The sequence below is a fragment of the Deltaproteobacteria bacterium genome (assembly GCA_016210005.1).
GTDB lineage: Bacteria > Desulfobacterota > Binatia > HRBIN30 > JACQVA1 > JACQVA1.
In genome coordinates, this window is the sequence record JACQVA010000147.1 from 46,322 (window position 1) to 64,478 (window position 18,157).

General features: G+C 65.6%; 16 protein-coding genes and 1 pseudogene. 12 read left to right on the forward strand and 5 right to left on the reverse strand.

Going from position 1 to position 18,157, the window contains the following annotated elements:
- Positions 1-69: 69 nt before the first annotated feature.
- Complete coding sequence (locus HY699_14195) at positions 70-2,307, reverse strand: hypothetical protein (protein MBI4516957.1); 2,238 nt, start codon at positions 2,305-2,307, stop codon at positions 70-72.
- Positions 2,308-2,437: 130 nt separating this feature from the next.
- On the opposite strand from HY699_14195, the gene HY699_14200 reads away from it, so the two are divergent.
- Positions 2,438-3,355, forward strand: a complete 918-nt coding sequence (locus tag HY699_14200; GenBank protein ID MBI4516958.1) for an MBL fold metallo-hydrolase — start codon at positions 2,438-2,440, stop codon at positions 3,353-3,355.
- 199 nt (positions 3,356-3,554) lie between these two features.
- Here HY699_14200 and HY699_14205 read toward each other — a convergent pair whose 3' ends face one another.
- Positions 3,555-5,606: a VCBS repeat-containing protein gene (locus HY699_14205; protein ID MBI4516959.1), complete on the reverse strand. Its 2,052-nt coding sequence runs from the start codon at positions 5,604-5,606 to the stop codon at positions 3,555-3,557.
- A 363-nt stretch (positions 5,607-5,969) separates the two neighbouring features.
- Here HY699_14205 and HY699_14210 point away from each other — a divergent pair, with 363 nt between their 5' ends.
- The 4 genes from HY699_14210 to HY699_14225 all read left to right on the forward strand — a co-directional run bounded on the left by HY699_14210 (position 5,970) and on the right by HY699_14225 (position 10,244).
- The gene (locus HY699_14210; GenBank protein MBI4516960.1) at positions 5,970-6,305 is read left to right on the forward strand and encodes a hypothetical protein; all 336 of its coding nucleotides are present in this window, start codon (positions 5,970-5,972) and stop codon (positions 6,303-6,305) included.
- Between the two features lie 44 nt (positions 6,306-6,349).
- Positions 6,350-7,597: a hypothetical protein gene (locus HY699_14215; protein MBI4516961.1), complete on the forward strand. Its 1,248-nt coding sequence runs from the start codon at positions 6,350-6,352 to the stop codon at positions 7,595-7,597.
- 127 nt (positions 7,598-7,724) lie between these two features.
- Positions 7,725-8,891 carry a sulfotransferase gene (locus HY699_14220; protein ID MBI4516962.1) on the forward strand — a complete coding sequence of 389 codons (1,167 nt, stop codon included), beginning with the start codon at positions 7,725-7,727 and terminating at the stop codon, positions 8,889-8,891.
- Positions 8,892-8,924: 33 nt separating this feature from the next.
- Complete coding sequence (locus HY699_14225; GenBank protein MBI4516963.1) at positions 8,925-10,244, forward strand: aminotransferase class III-fold pyridoxal phosphate-dependent enzyme; 1,320 nt, start codon at positions 8,925-8,927, stop codon at positions 10,242-10,244.
- Positions 10,245-10,277: 33 nt separating this feature from the next.
- Here the strand turns inward: HY699_14225 and surE are convergent, their stop codons facing one another.
- A complete protein-coding gene (gene surE / locus HY699_14230; GenBank protein MBI4516964.1) occupies positions 10,278-11,060 on the reverse strand; it encodes a 5'/3'-nucleotidase SurE in 783 nt (260 codons plus the stop codon).
- Between the two features lie 137 nt (positions 11,061-11,197).
- Complete coding sequence (locus HY699_14235; GenBank protein ID MBI4516965.1) at positions 11,198-11,380, reverse strand: hypothetical protein; 183 nt, start codon at positions 11,378-11,380, stop codon at positions 11,198-11,200.
- Between the two features lie 168 nt (positions 11,381-11,548).
- On the opposite strand from HY699_14235, the gene HY699_14240 reads away from it, so the two are divergent.
- The 6 genes from HY699_14240 to HY699_14265 all read left to right on the forward strand — a co-directional run bounded on the left by HY699_14240 (position 11,549) and on the right by HY699_14265 (position 16,897).
- Entirely contained in the window at positions 11,549-12,145 is a 597-nt protein-coding gene (locus tag HY699_14240; protein MBI4516966.1) for a hypothetical protein, read from the forward strand.
- Between the two features lie 49 nt (positions 12,146-12,194).
- A complete protein-coding gene (locus tag HY699_14245) occupies positions 12,195-13,529 on the forward strand; it encodes a 4-hydroxybutyrate CoA-transferase (protein ID MBI4516967.1) in 1,335 nt (444 codons plus the stop codon).
- 53 nt (positions 13,530-13,582) lie between these two features.
- Positions 13,583-14,326, forward strand: coding sequence for a methyltransferase domain-containing protein (locus HY699_14250; GenBank protein ID MBI4516968.1), 744 nt, complete (start codon positions 13,583-13,585; stop codon positions 14,324-14,326).
- Between the two features lie 37 nt (positions 14,327-14,363).
- The gene (locus HY699_14255; GenBank protein ID MBI4516969.1) at positions 14,364-15,242 is read left to right on the forward strand and encodes a carbon-nitrogen hydrolase; all 879 of its coding nucleotides are present in this window, start codon (positions 14,364-14,366) and stop codon (positions 15,240-15,242) included.
- 87 nt (positions 15,243-15,329) lie between these two features.
- Positions 15,330-16,601, forward strand: a complete 1,272-nt coding sequence (gene serS, locus HY699_14260; protein ID MBI4516970.1) for a serine--tRNA ligase — start codon at positions 15,330-15,332, stop codon at positions 16,599-16,601.
- 23 nt (positions 16,602-16,624) lie between these two features.
- The gene (locus HY699_14265) at positions 16,625-16,897 is read left to right on the forward strand and encodes a TMEM165/GDT1 family protein (GenBank protein MBI4516971.1); all 273 of its coding nucleotides are present in this window, start codon (positions 16,625-16,627) and stop codon (positions 16,895-16,897) included.
- 45 nt (positions 16,898-16,942) lie between these two features.
- Here the strand turns inward: HY699_14265 and HY699_14270 are convergent, their stop codons facing one another.
- Positions 16,943-17,728 carry a TraR/DksA C4-type zinc finger protein gene (locus tag HY699_14270; GenBank protein ID MBI4516972.1) on the reverse strand — a complete coding sequence of 262 codons (786 nt, stop codon included), beginning with the start codon at positions 17,726-17,728 and terminating at the stop codon, positions 16,943-16,945.
- A 148-nt stretch (positions 17,729-17,876) separates the two neighbouring features.
- On the opposite strand from HY699_14270, the pseudogene HY699_14275 reads away from it, so the two are divergent.
- Positions 17,877-18,094 (forward strand): annotated as a pseudogene (locus HY699_14275) (GIY-YIG nuclease family protein).
- Positions 18,095-18,157: the final 63 nt, after the last annotated feature.

The following is an 18,157-nucleotide window of genomic DNA, read 5'->3' on the forward strand; positions in this document are numbered from 1 at the left end:
ACACCGCGAACCTAATCTCCCTGCCGCCGTTCAGCTCCTTCCCGACTCTTCACCGCTGCGCGCGCCTCCTCAACTCGCCGGGCACTCGTACAGGCGCGGGTCGGTGCAGGTGGGGAACTGCTCGTCGACCGTGCCGTCTGCCCCGAGGTCGACTTCGACACCGCCGCTGGCGGTATACCGGACCTGGTCAGCGCCGGCGGTGCTAATGACCTCGACCGTACCCGCCTCGGGGCAAGGCGTCTCGCCGGTCAGATTCAGCGGAACACTGGTCAAGAAAGTCACCGTGCCGCCGAAACAACCCGAGGTGACATCGCCGGAGATCTCGACCTGGTTGACGCCGGAGGTGGCGTCGTTGATGATCTCGAAGTTGTCGTAGGTGGCGTCGAAGGACGTCCCTCCGCTGGTGAACTCAATCCCGCCTTCAACCAGCATCGAGTACAGCACCGGCACGCACTGGCCATCATTGCTGTATTGATCGACGGTAATGGTGATCGTGGTGCCGGCGAAAGCCGCGGTGGTGGAGTTCAGGGTATTGCCACCGGCATCCTTGGTGACCACCTCCATGGTGCCGGTGAGCTGGAGGCTCACGACATTGTAGTAGCACTCGGCATCGGAGCCGCCGAGTTCAACCGTGCCGCTGACGTTGGTGAAAGTGGCGGTGGTGCTGCCCGCGGCGCCCTGCGCCCCAACCGTCAGGCTCGGGATGCTGAGGGCCAAGGTGTCGAGGCTTTGGAAACCAAAGCAGCTCTGCCCTGGTTGGCCGGTGGCGTTGATCGTGCCGCCGAACAAGAGGGTTGCACCGGTGCTGGTGCTGATCGCGCAATTATTCAGGGTTACCCCGTAAACCGGCGCAGTGAAGGAAGGCGGAAAGCCGACGATGTCTTGGTCACAAGTCAGCTGTCCGCCCCCACCCGCCGGGCAATTGAACGGCAGGTTGATGAAGGTTGTGGCGGCCCCGGCCGAGAGACTGAAGTGGCCGAGCAGGGCCGAGATGATCTTCGGAATCACAAGCAGTGCGGTCGAGGTGGTCTCGACCGTCCCGGCGGCGCGCCGGGCCACGCTCGGCGGGCTGGTCGGGGTGGCGGTCGGTTCCGGAGAGACTTCCCCGGTCGCGGTCGGGGTCGCGGTGATGGCAACGCACGCGCAAATGCAACCCTCGGGGTCCGAGCACTGTTTCACCGTATCGGGCGGGCACGGCGTGGCGCTCGGGCAGCGCGTTGGTGTTTCCGTCGGCGTCTGGGTTAGTGCCGGCGTGTTGGTGGGCGTCCCTTCGGGCAAGGTACCGGTGGGTGTCGCCGTGGCCTCGGGATGATCCGTGTTGGTCGGTGTTGGCACCGTGGTCACGGTTTCGGTGGGGGTGGCGCCAATCGCCGCGCAGCCGTTGAGCGCCGCGTTCACCGCCTTCACCAGTTCATCGACGGTGACCTCGCCGTCGTCGTCGGTGTCGAATCCCGGGCAGCCGCTGAGTTCGGCCGTGCCCAAGGCGATGTTGACGCCTTTGACCAACTCATCGACCGTGACTTCGCCGTCATCGCCGCAGTCGCCGATGCAAGGGCCGAGCGTGGGAGTGGCCGCCGGTGTGCCAACGGTCGCGGTGGCAGTGGGGGTAGGCGTTCGCGTCGGCGTCGCGGTGAGTTCTGCGGCCGTGGTCGCGGTGGCAGTAGCGACCGCGCTGGTGGCGGTACGGGTGGGCGTGTCTACCGGCTCGCCGCTGCTCTGGCAGAGGCCGGATCGGCAGCGATAATTGCCGGTGCAGTCGTTGTAGCTGCAGTCGGTATCGTCCGACTTGGGTGGGCCGTCGCACTCGCCGGTTTCGGAGTTACAGCTAGAGCAGTCGCCGTCGCACGACTCGACGTAGTGCATGCAGTTGCCGTTCTCGGGGTTGCAGATGTTCATCGTGCACTCGTTGCCGTCACCGTCGTCGTCGCACATGACGAAGTCCGTCGGCATGCAGGCGCCGAAGAAGGTGCATTGGGCGGCGGTGAGGCATTTCTCGAGCAAGGGGATGGTGCACGCGGTGCCGGCGGGTTTGAACGATGTGCCGACGCAGCCGCCTGCTTGGCACGTGCTCGAGTTGCTGCACGAGTTGCCGTCGTCGCAGGCGGTGCCGTCGGCCTTCGGGGTACCCCGGCAGCTGCCGTCGGGCTGGCAGACGCCGGAGCCGGCCACCATGCACTGGTCGTCGAAGTCCTCACAGGCTACTGCTATGGCCAGGCGCGGGGCGAGCCCCCCGCCACTCGCGACCATCAGGACGAGCAGAGCTGACGGCAGCAACGATTCCGAACGCATTGCACAGCGGCGCACCATTTGGTCCCTCCTGTCCGGCACGGTTACGGCATGCTGTCTCACAGCGGTGCCAAAGCGTCAAGCGGCATTTGGAGTTGAGCGCGCACCCGCAGCCCCTTGCACCGCCGCCAGCAGCCCGCATAATCCAGGCGTGCGCACAAAACCCGCCTGGCGGACCGCGTCTTGTCGGTTACACCTGCTGCCGCTGCTGGCGCTCCTGGGTTTGGCCGCGCCGGTAAGTGCGGAGGTGCCCTTGCCCGCGCAGATGCTGGCGCCGGAGCGCTGGGCTGACGACAACCTGGCGGTGGGCTACATCGGCCACGCCAGCGTGCTGATCAAACTCAGCGGCACGTTTATCCTGACCGACCCCACTTTCAACGATCGGGTCGGGGTCAGCATCGGGCCTCTGACCATCGGCCCCCAGCGGCTGGTCAAGCCCGCGCTGGCGCTGGAGCGGCTACCGCACCCCGCGGCGGTACTGATCAGCCATCCGCACTTCGACAGCCTCGACCTACCCAGCCTGCGCCGGCTGCCGCGCGCTACGACGCTGATCGCGCCGCCGCAGTGTAGCGATTTGCTTGGCGACCTCGGCTTCGAGCGCTTGATCGAACTCGGGTGGGGCGAACGGGTGACGGTGGACGGGGTGACGATCGAGGCGGTGGCGGTGAACCACTGGGGCAAGCGCGTACCCTGGGGCCAGTGGCGCGGCTACAACGGCTACCTCTTGAGCAAAGCCGGCGTTAATGTGTTGTTCGCCAGCGACACGGCGTACACGCCGAGCTTCGCTCGCTTTCGCCAGCACGGGCCGGAGTTGAGCGCCGCGATCTTCGGCAACGGCGCCTATGACCCGTGGATTCGCAATCACGCCAGCCCCGAGCAGGTGTGGCAGATGTTTCAGGAGTCCGGCGCACGCTTCCTGATCCCGATTCACTGGGACACCTTTCGCCTCGGCCGAGAGCCGGTCGGCGATGCCATGCGCCGCCTGCTGCTGGCCGCCGGCGCGCAAGCCGACCGCATCGTGATTCGCGCCATCGGCGCCGAGTGGTCGTGGCGCCACGAGGCGCCGTAGCTACGCGGTGCGGCAGGGACCTTCGTGCCGACGCGAAGGGACCGGCCCCTGCGATGGTTGTGCGGAAGGATGCGGGACAACAAGGCTGGTGCTGGCCTTCGGGCTTGCTTGCAATGGATTCCCTCAGCCTGACCCGCTCCCTGGGGTAAGAGGGAGCCTAGAGAACCCGTCGCGGACCTTACAAGCCGGCGTACTGCGCTCACAACCCGAAGGTACGGGTCGGAGTCCGCGTCGGCACTCGGGTAAGGCTGGGCGTGGGGGTAACCGAGGGCCGGCGTGTGAAGGATGCGGTCGGCGTCACGCTGGGCCGGCGGGTAGCTGTGCGCGTCGGTGAAGCTGTCGGCGTGCGTGTGTTCACGACCACACCGCCTGTGGGCGTGGCGGTAGGCCGGCGCGTGGCCGTGCGCGTGGGTGTCACGGTCTTAGTTGCGGTTGGGGTGCTCGTCCTCGTCCGAGTCGGCCTGCGGGTATTCGTCCGGGTCGGCGTCGGCGTACGCGTCGGCGTCACGGTTTTCGTTGCGGTTGGGGTGCTCGTCTTCGTCCGAGTCGGCCTGCGAGTATTCGTCCGGGTCGGCGTCGGCGTGCGCAACGCCGGCGGAGTCCCAGTGGCCGTGGCGGTGCCGAGCACGGTGGGGGTATCGGAGGGTGTCGGAGTTGCACTGGGGGTATTGCTCGGCGTGCGTGTTGCGGTTGCCGGCGCAGTGTTGGTGATCGTTGGAGTGGCGGTACGAGTCGGCGTCGGAGTGATGGTCGGGGTGCGGGTGGGCGTGCTAGTGCGCGTGGCCGTACCGGTCTTCGTCGGGGTGCGGGTCTTTGTCGGTGTGGCGGTACTGGTTGGTGGGACCGTGTTGGTTACCGTCTTCGTTGCCGTCGGCGTCTTCGTCGAGGTGCTGGTGCGCGTCGCGGTGCCGGTTTTCGTCGGGGTGCGGGTGATCGTCGATGTCGGGGTGAGGGTAGGGGTAGCGGTAGCGGTGGAAGTCGGCGTCGGCGTGAACGGCGGAGACACACCATTGCTCAGCAGCACCGATACTGAGGCCGCGTGGCTAGCATCGGTATCGAGCACCGCGAGGTCATCGTAGCCGTCGCCGTTGAAGTCCGAAGCCACCAGCGCCTCCGGCTCAAGTCCGGTCTGGATACGGGTAATCGTGGAGGCGAAGGTCGCGTCGCCGTTACCCAGTCTGATCATCACCTGATCGGAGCCGGCGTCGGTGACGGCGATATCGAGGATCGCGTCGTGGTTGAAGTCGGCTAGGGCAATTGCAGTGGGGAACGCACCAAACGTATACACAACCGCCGGCGCGAACGCCGCCGTGCCGTTGCTCGTGCTGGTGTTGCGCAGGATGCTGGCCGTACCGTCCGAGTTCAGCACCACCAAGTCGAGCTTGCCGTCACCGTCGAGGTCGCCGCCACTGAGCGAAAGCGGCGCCAGCCCGGCCTCGAAGAGCGCTGCCGCACCGAACGGGGTGCCGACCACAGCCGCCGTGTTGAGGTGGATTGCCACCGCGTTCTCGCCCTGCAGGGCAACCGCCAAATCCGGAAGCGCGTCGGCATCGAAGTGGCCCACCACCGCTGCCACCGGTATCGACACGCCCGGATCCTTCGGTGTCGATCCGGTGCCGAGCAGTGGCGTCAGCCGCGTCAGCGACGTCGCTGTCCGCTTGAACAGCGTGAGGTAGCCGGTGAAAGAGTCGCCCACGACCAGATCGACCCAGCCATCGCCGTTAAAGTCCGCGACCGCGGCCGAGTCGAAAGAGCAGGGCTGCGGCGGGATGTAATTCTCGCCGCAAGGCGGCCGCGCCGGGAAAAACGGTCGCAGCGTCAGCGCTGCATTCTCGTACACCTGCACCAGCGGGAAGAAGCTTAGCGAGAGCGAGTCGGTACCGACCAGCACCAAGTCGGCGGCGGTGTCCGGCGGCGCGATCGGCCCTGCTGCGATCGCGCTGATGTCCAGCACGCCACCGCTCAAGGTCAGCTGCAAGTCCGCCGGTGCCACCGGCGGCTGCGCCGCGAAGGTACCGTCACTCTGGCCCAGGAAGAGGTTGAGCCAGTTGATACCGTCGACATCCATGCTCGGCACCACCAAGTCCGGCGTCGAATCGGCATCAAAGCGGCCGGCGGCCAAGCCGAAAGCGTACGGCGCCCCATTCAACGAGTACGTCCGCCGGGCGCCAAAAGAGGCCGGCGCCGGCGTCGCCGAGGCCACCCCAACCAGCACCAGCACCACTGCCAGCAGGTATGCAATCCGAGACATCACGGCCATCGCTTATAGCTGAGGCGCAGCGCAGAAGTCACGAAAAAAATCCCGGCACGCAAAACCCGCAACTTGGCGAATGCTGTGTCGGAGCGATGGCGGCCGCGAAGGCACTACGCGGCGCCGCCCAGTTGCCGCGCGCCGGCCGCGCCATCGCCGCGGCAGCCCGTCCTGCCGAATGAGGAATGAGATAGAGCAGCAAGGGTCATAGGGGTTTTCCCGTATGACGTTGACAGCTGTCGCTCTCATGTTCTTAGGTGTCTACAACGAGACGCAGGGTGGGGCACGGTTGACACGATTACCGGCTTCAACCAACTCGCCCAGAAACGGGCTTACTTAACGAGAGACGAAGGAGGCTCAGTCATGGCAGGTGAATTTTCTGATCTTGAGAAACGTGTCTTCTTGCAGATGCTCTACTTTGGGACGACGGATGCTCCAGGTGACGATGTGAACCCGTACGACTCCGTGTCGGTGTTCCTAACCAGTACGGTTGGCTCGTTGCGGTGGGGGATCGACCAGCAGGTGCGGCAACGGTCGAAAGCTCGGTTTGCCTTTGCCTTCTCCCGAATCCTGGTGGCTTATGAGATCACTAACCTCGACGAGAGCAAGATTGCTGATTCGCTAGGAGATGACACCCGCACCAATATGCAGGTCGTTGACGGTTGGGTTGCCGTGTCGAAATTTCCACCCCGACCGTAGAATCTGGCGAAAACCGCTTGGGTGCAAGATGAAGAGAGGACAACATGAAGGCCATTGAGAATGGGATCCTGCGACTTGGTCCGGCATGGGCGCTGCTCGTCGTTCTTGGCACTAGCACTGTCGCCCGGGCAGATAGCGCCGGCTCGGACGGTATCGTCCTGTTTGATTCGCGAGACCTGAGCGTATCGCTGAAGGCTCTCGACCAGGACAAGGGCAATGTGGGGATCGACTACAAACTTGCGCTCAAGAAGAACCTTACGGAGGTCGATCTCAAGAAAGCGCTGCCGGCACTCGATGACTGGTTGGACTTCACGAGCCGCACCTCACTCGATATTCGGAGTGACGGCTTCTTGACCGTCACCTCGCGCGAGAACAGAGCCAACAGCATCCTTAGCCAAGCAAGCCTGACGCTCGCACCACTGTGGCGCATTGAACGAAAAGCGCCGGCAGCGGCTCCCGGTGCCGGCGGCATCGCGGGGGTCGTGGCAGCTGTCCAAGCCTGCTTCACCCAGGACGACTATGCCAAGTTGCAACACAACTATGGTGCGGAGCTTGGCAAATTCCTGGCCGTACCCGGGGTTGCGCTTCAGGTCGCAAACGGGCTGCAATGTCTTATTATTCCCGACCATCTCGAGCGCTACCGCGACGACCTGGGCGGTGCTTACGAGGAGATTGTCGCAAGGCTGCCACCCAACGGAATCGAGAAGGTCCTGGACGAGTTCCGGCGCATGCGCCAACGCTACGATTCCCCGCTCTGGATCGACGGGAACCTTCACTTCAAACACGAAGCGACCCAGGACTTCGACGATTACGATCTTGCCGGTGGCGCTGGGATATCCATCACGACCGTATATCTGAGCCAACTGCTCGATCTGCCTTTCGGCCTTCTGAGGTCGGGAAAGAACAACGGCTCCAGGCAGCTCGACGTGTCCTTGTCCTACGACTACGTTGGAAAGATGGATCAGACCGGCAGAGCAACCGTCCGCGGTGATGACACGGAGGCGAACCGACTGAACGCGAGAGCGGAGTGGGAGACCGGTATCCTACGAAGTGAGCGACTGTCACTGGTCTACGACGCGTACTACGAGTTCGATGCGCCACCGTCGGTTCGACAGGGCGGAAAAGATTATGGAGCGTTCTTCCTCGCCAAGCTGGAACACCTGCTTTTCGAGTACAAGGACGCGAAGACCCAGGTGGCATTGATCTACACGAATGGCGAGTTGCCGCCCAACTTCGAAGGCGGTTCGGTCCTCGGCGCGGGGTTTTCTTTGTATTTTCCGCCGGGCATGTAGGCTGCGTATATCGCCGCGGTCAGTCGTAACGCCCTTCCCTCCGACGGAGGATTCGCGCTATAGCCCGGGCTGCGCGCTGTGGCCGCCAGGTCTCGAAGGTGGCGCGGCGGCGGGGATGGATCAGGCGATGAACGCGGACATCAGCTTCGTGCAGTCGGAGCAAGCACTGCATGAAGAGGCGATGCAGCAGAGCGGGACCGGCGACTTCGGCGACTGCTCCTATCTCGAAGGCATGCGGGTGGTGCTGGCGGCATACGACGGTGAGGCCAAGTTTCACCCCGCCGGCCGCCAAGCGGCGCGCGCTACTCTGGTGCAGGCGCTGAAGACGCGGCTGCGCTCGCAGCAGTTATTGCAACAGCACGCGGCCGTGCTCACCCGCGAGATTCGCCGGCCCGTCATTGTGCTCGGGCTGGTGCGCACCGGCAGCACCGCCCTGCACCATCTGCTCGGGCAGGACCCGGACATCAACGTGCTCGAATACTGGCTGGCGGCGCATCCGCAGCCACGTCCGCCGCGCAGTCAATGGCGCGACTTGCCCGACTTTCAGGAGTCGGCCGCCGAGATCGAGGGCATGTACGCCTTCGACCCGTCGCTACGCGGCGTCCACCTCATGGCGCCCGACTTGGCCGAGGAATGCCGCCACCTGTTGGCGCAGAGCTTCACCGACGACGCCTACGAGGTCAACGCGACGGTGCCGAGCTACACCAAGTGGTACGAGAACGGGCACCACCGCGCTGCCTACCTGCGCCATCGCGATCTGATCAAGCTGATCGGCTCGACCGCCCCCGCCGATCGCCGCTGGATTCTGAAGTATCCGGTGCACATGAAGCACTTGGGCGCGCTCCTCGAAGTCTACCCCGACGCCTGCATTGTGCAGACCCACCGCGATCCGTCGCGGGTGCTGGCGTCGTACATCGACCTCATCGCCGGCTTCCGGGCGATCTTCGAGCAGGACATCGATCGCGCCGCCATCGGCCGGGAGCAACTCGAAGTCTGGGCCGCGGGCTCCGAGAGAGCCATTGCCGTGCGCCGTGAGCACCACCCCTCGCAGTTCTTCGATCTCTACTTCCACGAGTTCGTCGCCGACCCGATCGGCTCGGTACGCCGCATCTACGAGCGCTTCGGTCTGTCGCTCTCCGCCGCCGCCGAAGAGCGCATGCGCCAGTGGCAGCAATCAACCCCGGAGGGCAAGCACGGCAAGCGCCATACCATGGAGGACGTCGGCATCACCCGCGCCGAGGTGCTCGACCGCTTTGCCGCCTACATGAAGTATTTCGACCTCAAACCCGAGTAAGCAGCCCGCGGCCATGCTCTTGTGGGTAGGCCCATGACTTCAGCGACACCGCCCCTGCGCTTTACCCGTAAACCGCGCAGCCAACACGAGGCGCGGCTGCTGGCGCTGACCGAACGTTTGCTCCCGACCGGCGTGCGCAACGCCTCGATGTCGCCGCAGTACGCCATGGTGATCAAGGAGGCCCGCGGCGCGCGCATCGTTGATTGCAGCGGTAACGAGTACATCGACTACCTGCTCGGCTCGGGTCCGCTGCTGCTCGGGCACGCGCACCCGGCAGTGGTGGCGGCGGTGCGCGCTCAGCTCGAGCGCGGCAGCAGCTACCTCATGGTCAACGAGCCCGCGATCGAGCTCGCCGAGCAGATCGTGCAGCTGGTGCCGTGTGCCGAGGCGGTGTGCTTTCACAGCAGCGGCTCCGAAGCCGTCTTCTTCGCCTTGCGGCTGGCTCGTGCCTACCGGCGGCGCAACAAAATCCTCAAGTTCGAAGGCGGCTTCCACGGCATGAGCGATTACGCGCTCATGAGCAATCAGTGGACACGCACGCCGCGCGACTATCCGGCGGCGGTGCCGAACTCGGCGGGAATTCCGCCCGCCGTCGCCGAGCAAGTGCTGATCGCGCCGTTCAATGACGGCGAAACCACCAGCGCCCTCATCGAACAGCACCGCGAGGAGTTGGCCGGCGTGCTGATCGAGCCGTTGCAGCGCACGATTCCGCCGCGGCCAGGATTCCTGCAAGCGCTGCGCAGTATTACCGCCCACTACCGGATCCCGTTGATCTTCGATGAAGTCGTTACCGGCTTTCGGCTCGCACTCGGGGGCGCGCAGGAATACTACGGCGTCATCCCGGACCTGTGCGCGTTGGGCAAGAGCATCTGCGGCGGGCATCCGCTCGGGGTCTTGTGCGGCAAGGCTGAAATCCTGGACCTGGCTCGGCCCGAGCGACTCGGCAGCAGCGAGGCGGTCATGCTGACCGGCACGTTCAGCGCCAACCCGATCTCGGCCAGTGCCGCGCTCGCCTGTATCAACGAGCTACGCGCGCCCGGGTGCTACGATCGCCTGGCGGCCAAAGGCCGGCGCCTCATGTGTGGCTTGCAGCAGCAGCTCGACGACGCCGGCATTCCCGCCCGGGTCTGCGGCGAGCCCTCGGTCTTCCAGCCCTGGTTCACCAGCAGCGAAATCACCGACCACCGCTCCACGCTGACTGCCGACTGGCAGCGCAACCTCCACTTCATCGACCACCTACTCGACGCCGGAGTGGTCAAAGCTCACGAGAAATTCTTCGTCTCGACGGCACACTCCGACGAGGACATCGACCAGACGCTGGCGGCTTGCGCGTTCGCGGTAGAACGTTTGTAGTCCGGGCGATCTCGCTGAGACGGCGGTCTTCCCTTACCGCTCCAGCCGAGCCCGCCAGCCGTCGGGAAGCGCAATTGACGGGTCGAGGCACAGCGGTGAGATCGCCACCGCACCGCTCTGGACGGCGGCGATGTCACCGCCCGGCCTGATGTCTTCGAGCGAGCTAAAACGGTGGAGGTAGTCACCTTCCGGGCCCGGCACAAACAGCCGCCCGTAGCGGCAGCGCGTCACCTGCGTCACCACACGCGCCGACTTGACCGTTGCCTCTGCCGGCATGTTCACGGAGAAGCAGTCGATGCCGGGCGGAAACTCCCGCCCGAGTAAGTCCGCCACCACCTCGGCCGCGATCTCGGCCATGGCCTCCACACGCGAACCGAGCAGCTCCGCCCGGTGCGCACCGCTCAGTCCGTAAGCGTCGGCCGGAACTGCCATGGAAAACGCCACCGCGGGCAGCCCGGCGATGGAAGCCTCGATCGCGGCCCCGACGGTCCCACTCGACCACAGAAACGCGGTGCCATAATTGAGCCCCAGATTCACGCCCGAGACGACTAAGGCCGGGCGCTCGCGGTGCAGCGTATGTACCGCCAGGTTGACGCAATCGGCGGGCGAGCCGCTGACGGTGTCGATGGCCAGGCCGTCGCGCTCGACCCGGCGCACCCGCAGCGGCTCGAAGCGGCTGATGGCTTTAGCGATCCAGCTGCGCTCGCAGTCGGGAACGATAACCCTGACCGTACCCAGCCTGGTCAGAGCCCGTGCCAACGGCACCAGCGCAGGCGAGTCGATCCCGTCATCATTGGTTAGCAGTAAGGTTGCCATGGCGCCGTGTTAGCATCTCGCCCCCGGCCTCGGAAGCCGAACCGGCAAGCCGCACCACGGCCGAACTGCCTGACCCGGCCGGCACCTCGATATCGCCCCGATCTCCGTACGGGTTGGCAGCCCCAGGCGCCGCTTTACTAGTGTTTGTGTTCGATCTTCTTGCCGTAGCTGACCTCGCCCTTGTCTACGCGGAGCGAGAAGCCACAGTCGGGGTTGATACACACCCAGGCTTTGAAAAGGACGGAGGCGCCTTCTTGGCCGTAGTCAGACAGTGGAATCAAGATTCCACTGCTGCATTTCTGGCACTTAGGAAACTCCATCAACCACCTCCTTTTCGCAGCGACCCCCGGGTTGGTCGCGACCCACCACGGGCGGCGACTCTATCCAAACACCCCTGCGAAATCAAGGCAGTATACGAATCCGACCGAATCCGCCAGAGCCGCCCGGGGCCATGGTAATGCTCGACACAGTCGAGTACAGTTTGTGCCGTGACTGAGGATCTCGCGCCGCCGGCGGCCACGGTCAGCACGTTCGGGCCACCGATCGCGCCGGCAATACCGGCGGTGCGCTTGCTGGGGGCCGGGTTCCTGTCTCGCGCCAATCTCGCGGTCGGGTGGAGCCTTTCATGGCGGGTCGGACTCGCCAATGGCCTCGTCTCCGGGGCATTGGCGGGCGCTCTGCGCCTGGCGCGCGGCTCCGTCACCCCAGACCTGGCCGATCGGCTAGCACTGGCGGCAGCAACCACTGTAGCCGGCCTGCTGGTTACGGACTGGGCTGGTCGCCGCATCGCTCGGCGCCGCTACGGTTTGGTCATCGATCGCTTCGTCGGCTGGGCCATCACCTGGCGCGAGGGGGTGGCCGGATTGGCGTGGGCATCGGCCGCGGGCGTGGTGATTGCGGCTGCGGTTATCTCGATCCATCTGGCAGTAGGCGGCGAGGCGGCACGAACGCTGACCAAGGCGGTGTTGGTGCTCTGCCTGCCCGGTGCGATCGTGCTGGCAGTCGCCGGCGGCGGGTGGGCCGCGCATCGGGTGTTTGCGCACCAGCGGGCGGCCGCGACCGGCCCACCCGCCGCGGCGCCCTGATCGCCGCAGCGCGAGACGAGGGGAAGGAAATAGACGGAGAAGCGCGGCCATGCGGACACAGTCGCGGGCGGAACTTGAACAGCTGTACCGGGAGAAGTGCTGCTCGGTGTCGGCTGCGGTCAAACGCATCCGGCCGCGAGATACCATCGCTGCGCCTATTGCCAGCGGGCAGCCGGCGGCCTTTCTCGCGGGCCTGGCCGAGCGCGACGATTTCGAGGATCTGACGATCTTTACCGGTCTCATCATCGAACCCTACGCCGTACTGCAACAACCCGGGGTGCGTTTGATCAGCGGTTTCTATGGTCCGATCGAGCGTATGCTCAAAGCCGCGGGCGCGCGCATCGACTACTTGCCGGCCGATTTCCTCGGTTGGGAGCGCTATGCCCGCCTGGCCAAGCCGCGCGTGGTGGTCTCCGCGCTCGCCGCCATGGACGAGCGCGGCTTCTTCAGCTTCGGGCTTCATGCCGGCGCCTCCTTTAACGCCTTCATCGAGGCGGCGCGCGACCCCGAGCGGCTGGCCATCGGCGAGGTCTATCGCGACATGCCCCGGGTGCTCGGGCTCGGACGCTACGGCGGCCATCGCATCCACGTCTCGGAGATCGATTGCCTCATCGAATCGGACCGCTCCGTCTTCGAGCTGCCAGAGGTGCTGCCGGCCGAGGAGGACCGCATTATTGCCGCGCAGGTCGAGTCGCTGATCGAGGACGGCGCGACGCTGCAATTCGGCATCGGCGGGGTCCCCAACCTGGTCGCCACGTTCTTGGCCGAAGGGCAAAAGGGGGATTTCGGAATCCACTCCGAGATGATCGTGGACGGCATCATGCAGCTGCACCAGGCGGGCAAGATCACCAACCACAAGGGCATCTACGACGGCTTTTCGATCGGCACCTTTGCCGCCGGCAGCCGCGCGCTCTACGACTGGATGGCGGACAATCACCAGGTCCGCCTGTTGCCGGTGGCGCAGGTGAACGACCCCGCCGTAATCCGCCAGAACCGGCGCATGACGAGTGTCAACGGCGCCCTGGCGGTTGACGTGTCGGGTCAAGTCATGGCCGACACCATCGGCTCGCGCCAGTACTCCGGCGTCGGCGGTCACGAGCTGTTCGTAATCGGAGCGCACGACAGCCCCGAAGGGCGCAGCATCATCTGCCTGCACTCGACGGTGCAGCTGAAAAGCGGAGAGCGGGTATCGACCATCGTCCCCGCTCTCGCCGCCGGCACCCGCATCAGCACGCCGCGCCACCACGTGCAGTACGTCATCACCGAGCACGGCATCGCCAATCTCTCGATGCTGACGGATCGCGAGCGGGTCGAGGCTCTGGTCGCCATCGCCCATCCCGATTTACGCGCGCAACTGCGGCGCGAGGCGAGTCAGTCGGCGTGAACCAGGCCCGCGGGCCTTCTCGTGCAAGGCGGCCCGTGCTAGGACTCACCACCATGAACCGCCAGCGAGACCTCGGTGGCGCTGCGCCTCAGGCCGCCCCGCTGCCGCGCTCGCGCCTGTTGTGGCTACCGCTGCTGTTGGCGCTGCTCGGTTGCGCCGGCCGCTCACATCACCCGCACGGTGCGACTCACGGCCACGGGGCGCACGACGCCACCGTCCGCCATTCCTTCGAGGACGTTGAGCACTGGAAGGCGGTCTTCGACGACCCGGCCCGTGATGCCTGGCAGCAACCACGGGCGGTGGTGGACGCGCTCGGCATCATGCCCGGCATGTGCGTGGCCGATATCGGGGCCGGCACCGGTTACTTCAGCCGCTACCTGTCTACGGCGGTGGGCGAAAACGGTAGCGTGCTGGCCGCCGAGCCCGAGCCGAATCTGCTGGGCCACCTGCGCCAGCGTGCCGAGACCGAAGGCAGCGCCAACCTGACGCCGATCTTGGCCTCGTTCGACAACCCGCGGCTACCAGCCGGCGCGGTCGACTTGGTCTTGATCGTCGACACCTTCCATCACATCGATGACCGCCTGAACTACTTCCGCCGCCTGCAGCGCGCGCTCAAACCCGGCGGCCGCGTTGCCATCGTCGACTTCAAGAAGGAGGAGGCGCCGGTAGGACCGCCGGTCGAGCACAAGCTCGCGCGCGAACAGGTCGTCGAGGAATTGCAGAGGGCGGGTTATCAGCTGCTCGGCGAACCCGTGCTGCTGCCGTATCAGTACGTGCTGATCTTCGCCCCGCGATGATGGACCAGCCGCGGCCAATGTTATAGTCGCCTCGGCCATGCGCACCGCCGACTCCACCCCGGTCGTCGTCGCTTTGGTGCAGATGCGCTGCGCCGAGGATACCGCCGCCAACCTCGCCACCGCCCTGGCCCGCATCGCCGAGGCGGCGCAGCGGGGGGCGCAGATCGTTTGCCTGCCGGAGCTGTTTTGCTCGCGCTATTTCTGCCAGAGCGAGGAGCACAAGTTCTTCGCGCTGGCCGAGCCCATTCCCGGCCCGTCGACCACGGCGCTGAGCCGGGCCGCGGCGCAGCACGGCGTGGCAATTGTCGGCTCGCTGTTCGAGTGCCGGGCCCCAGGGCTGTATCACAACACCGCCGTCGTATTCGATGCCGACGGCAGCCTGGCGGGCGTCTACCGCAAGATGCACATTCCGGACGATCCGCTTTACTACGAGAAGTTCTACTTCACTCCCGGTGATCTAGGCTTTCGGAGCCTGGCCACACGTTACGCCAGCGTCGCCCCGCTGGTGTGTTGGGATCAGTGGTACCCGGAGGCGGCGCGGCTGGCGGCGCTCGGCGGCGCCCAAATCCTCTTCTACCCGACGGCGATAGCTTGGCACCGAGAGGAGAAGGCCGAGTTCGGCAGCGCGCAGCACGATGCCTGGCAGACGATGCAGCGTAGCCACGCCATCGCCAACGGCGTCTTTGTGGCCGCAGCCAATCGCGTCGGCCACGAGGGTACGCTCGAGTTCTGGGGGGCGTCGTTCATCGTCGATCCGTTCGGCCGCGTGCTGGCGCGCGCCGATCACGGCAGCGAGGAAATCGTGCTCGCCCGTTGTGACCTGGCGCTGATTGCCGAGACCCGCCAGCACTGGCCGTTCTTGCGTGATCGCCGCATCGACGCTTACGGCGACCTGGTCAAGCGTTACCGCGACTGAAGCTCGTCGGCCGGCTGGCGGTGATCGGCGCGCGGGTAGCAACCGCTTCTTGTCGCTCCGGCTTCGTCATGGTAACGCCAAGCCGCCATGTTGGACATCAGACTAATTCGCGAGCGCTCGGATTTCGTCAAAGCCGAGCTAGCCAAGGTGGGCTTTGCCGCTGCCGCCATTGACGAGATTCTCGCCACCGACAAACAGCGGCGCGAGTTGATCGCACAGTCCGAGTCGCTGCGCGCGCAGCGCAGCGAGACTTCGCGCACCATCGGCAAGCAGGCACCGGCAGAGCGCGAGCGCCTCAAGGCCGAGATGCGCGCCCTCGGCGAGCGTATCGCCGCTTTCGAGCAGCAGCTCGCCGAAGTCGAGGCGGCGTTCACCGCCCGCATGCTCGAAGTGCCGAACTTGCCTGATCCCAGCGTGCCGCTCGGTCAGGATGACCGCGACAATACCGTGCTGCGCAGCGAGGGCGAGCCGCGTGCCTTCGCTTTCACCCCCAAGCCGCATTGGGAGCTGGGTCCTGAGCTCGGCATCCTCGACTTCGATCGTGGCGTGAAGCTCTCGGGCTCGCGCTTCTACGTTCTGCGCGGCGCCGGCGCCGCCTTGCAGCGGGCGCTGATCCAGTGGATGCTCGAGCTCCACACCCGTGAGCACGGCTACACCGAGATCTATCCGCCCTATCTGGTCAAGCAAGAGTGCCTGTACGGCGCCGGACAGCTGCCCAAGTTTGCGGACAACATCTATCACGACCTCGAAGATGATCTGTGGATGGTCGGGACAGCGGAGATTCCGGTCACCAACCTCCACCGCGACGAGGTGCTCGCCCCCGGCACGCTGCCGCTATCGTACGTTGCCTACAGTGCCTGCTTTCGGCGCGAGAAGATGTCGGCCGGGCGCGACGTGCGCGGCATCAAGCGCGGCCACCAGTTCGACAAAGTCGAGCTGTACAAACTGACCGAGCCGAGCCAGTCCGCCGCCGCGCTCGAGCAGATTCTCAGCGATGCCAGCGAGGTCGCCAGCCGGCTGGAGATTCCTCATCGTGTCATCAGCATCTGCAGCGGCGATCTCGGCTTCGTGGCCGCCAAGAAGTACGACATCGAGTTGTGGGCACCGGGGTGCGGCGAGTGGCTCGAAGTCAGCTCGTGCAGCAACTGCACCGACTTTCAAGCCCGGCGCACCAATATCCGCTTCCGCTCCGCGCCCAGCGCCAAGCCCGAGTTGGTCCACACCCTCAACGGCTCCGGCCTGGCGCTGCCGCGGGTGCTAATCGCGGTGCTCGAAAACTACCAGCAAGCAGACGGCAGCGTGGTAATACCCAAGGTGCTGCGGCCGTTCATGGCCGGCCGCGAGCGCATCACCGCGTGAGGCGATCTGCCACAGGTGAGGCGATGGACTGGAAACTCATTACCGCCGCGTTTGGCTCGATCTTCTTGGCCGAACTGGGCGACAAGACTCAGCTGGCCGTAATTACGCTTGTGGCCTCCTCGGGGCGCCCCTGGAGTGTGTTCTTGGGTGCGAGCGCGGCGCTAGTAAGCGTGACCTTGCTGGGTGTCGCAATCGGTGCCGTGTTCGCCGAAGTGTTGCCGCTGGTGTGGCTGCGCAAAGCGGGCGCGCTCGCCTTTGTGGCCATCGGCCTGGCCATGCTGTTCGATTGGCTGTGATCCGGCCGGATGAGGTGCGGGGGCACGCCGGCTCCAGCTAACGCGCTACTCTTCGTCCGGCAGCGGGCGGTCGGGGGCGTCGTAGTCGGCACCGTCCTCGCCCGCCTCCACCACGTCTTCGGTGGTGGCCGGCTCTTGCCACGGCACGCGCTCTGCGGGCGGCAGCTCGCCCGGCGCGCGGTCCTCGCGTTGCCACGGGGCTTGCTCAATGCGCACGCGATCGACCACCGCCGTCAGACCCATTAGGTCAGTGACCGTGTGCAGCAGGATCTGGTGCTCGGCGGCGCTGGGAACGTCGCCGTCTAGGTATAACACCCCGTGGCGGCAGACGATCCGAAGCTCGTCGAGGTCCAGTCGGCCATCGGCCACCAGCTGGGCGCTGACGGCGTCCTGCAACTCGTGGTCGCTCAGCAGGGCGTATTCCGGCGGCAAGTCGGCCCGTGCCGGAGGCTCGCTCTCAGGCTCCGCGGCCGCCGCTGCCGGCGGCCTCCGCCCCAGGGCGCTGGCGCAGGTGATGCAGAGCGCCGCGGCGGGCAGCACACGCAGCCGCGCGGCGGCAATCGGCTGAGCACATTGCGTGCAGATGCCGTACCGGCCATCGGCGCAGCGAGCCAGCGCCCGATCGATGTCCTCGACTTCGGCTTTGGCGCGCCGGTCGAGCCGGTCGAGCAGCCGGGTGAGGCGCTCGTCTTGCGCGCACTCCTCGAGTTCGCTCTCGCGCATAGCTTCGAGAGTGGCTAAGTCGGCTTCCGTATCCGCGACCTCTTTGAGCAACACGCTGCGCTGGTGCAGCAGCGTGCTCCTGAGCGCGTCCAGCTCGTTCTTGCGCATGGCAATCTCCTCCTGCCGTCGCCTCCAGTATGGACCAGCCGGCCCCGGTGCGAAAGAGGAGGGTGCGCGACAAATTTGTGGGTAACGTGGTTCGGTGTTATGGCCGTCATTCCCGCGAAAGCGGGAATCCAGTTTGGCGTTTGGCGCTATGGACAAGCAGTTCTGCGTTGACATCCTGGCCAGCAAACGGAACGGCACGCTGTACATTGGGGTGACCTCACAGCCGGCAACGCGGGGGTGGCAGCATAAGAGCAAGGTAGTGGAGGGTGTTTCGGCCAAGTACGGCGTTGACAAGCTGGCTGGAAGATCGAGCTGATCGAAGCTCAGAACCCGGACTGGCGAGACCTCGATGACGAGATCGTGTAGCGCTGGCGGGTGGTAGCGAGCCGGTGCCGTGGATTCCCGCTTTCGCGGGAATGACGAATTGCG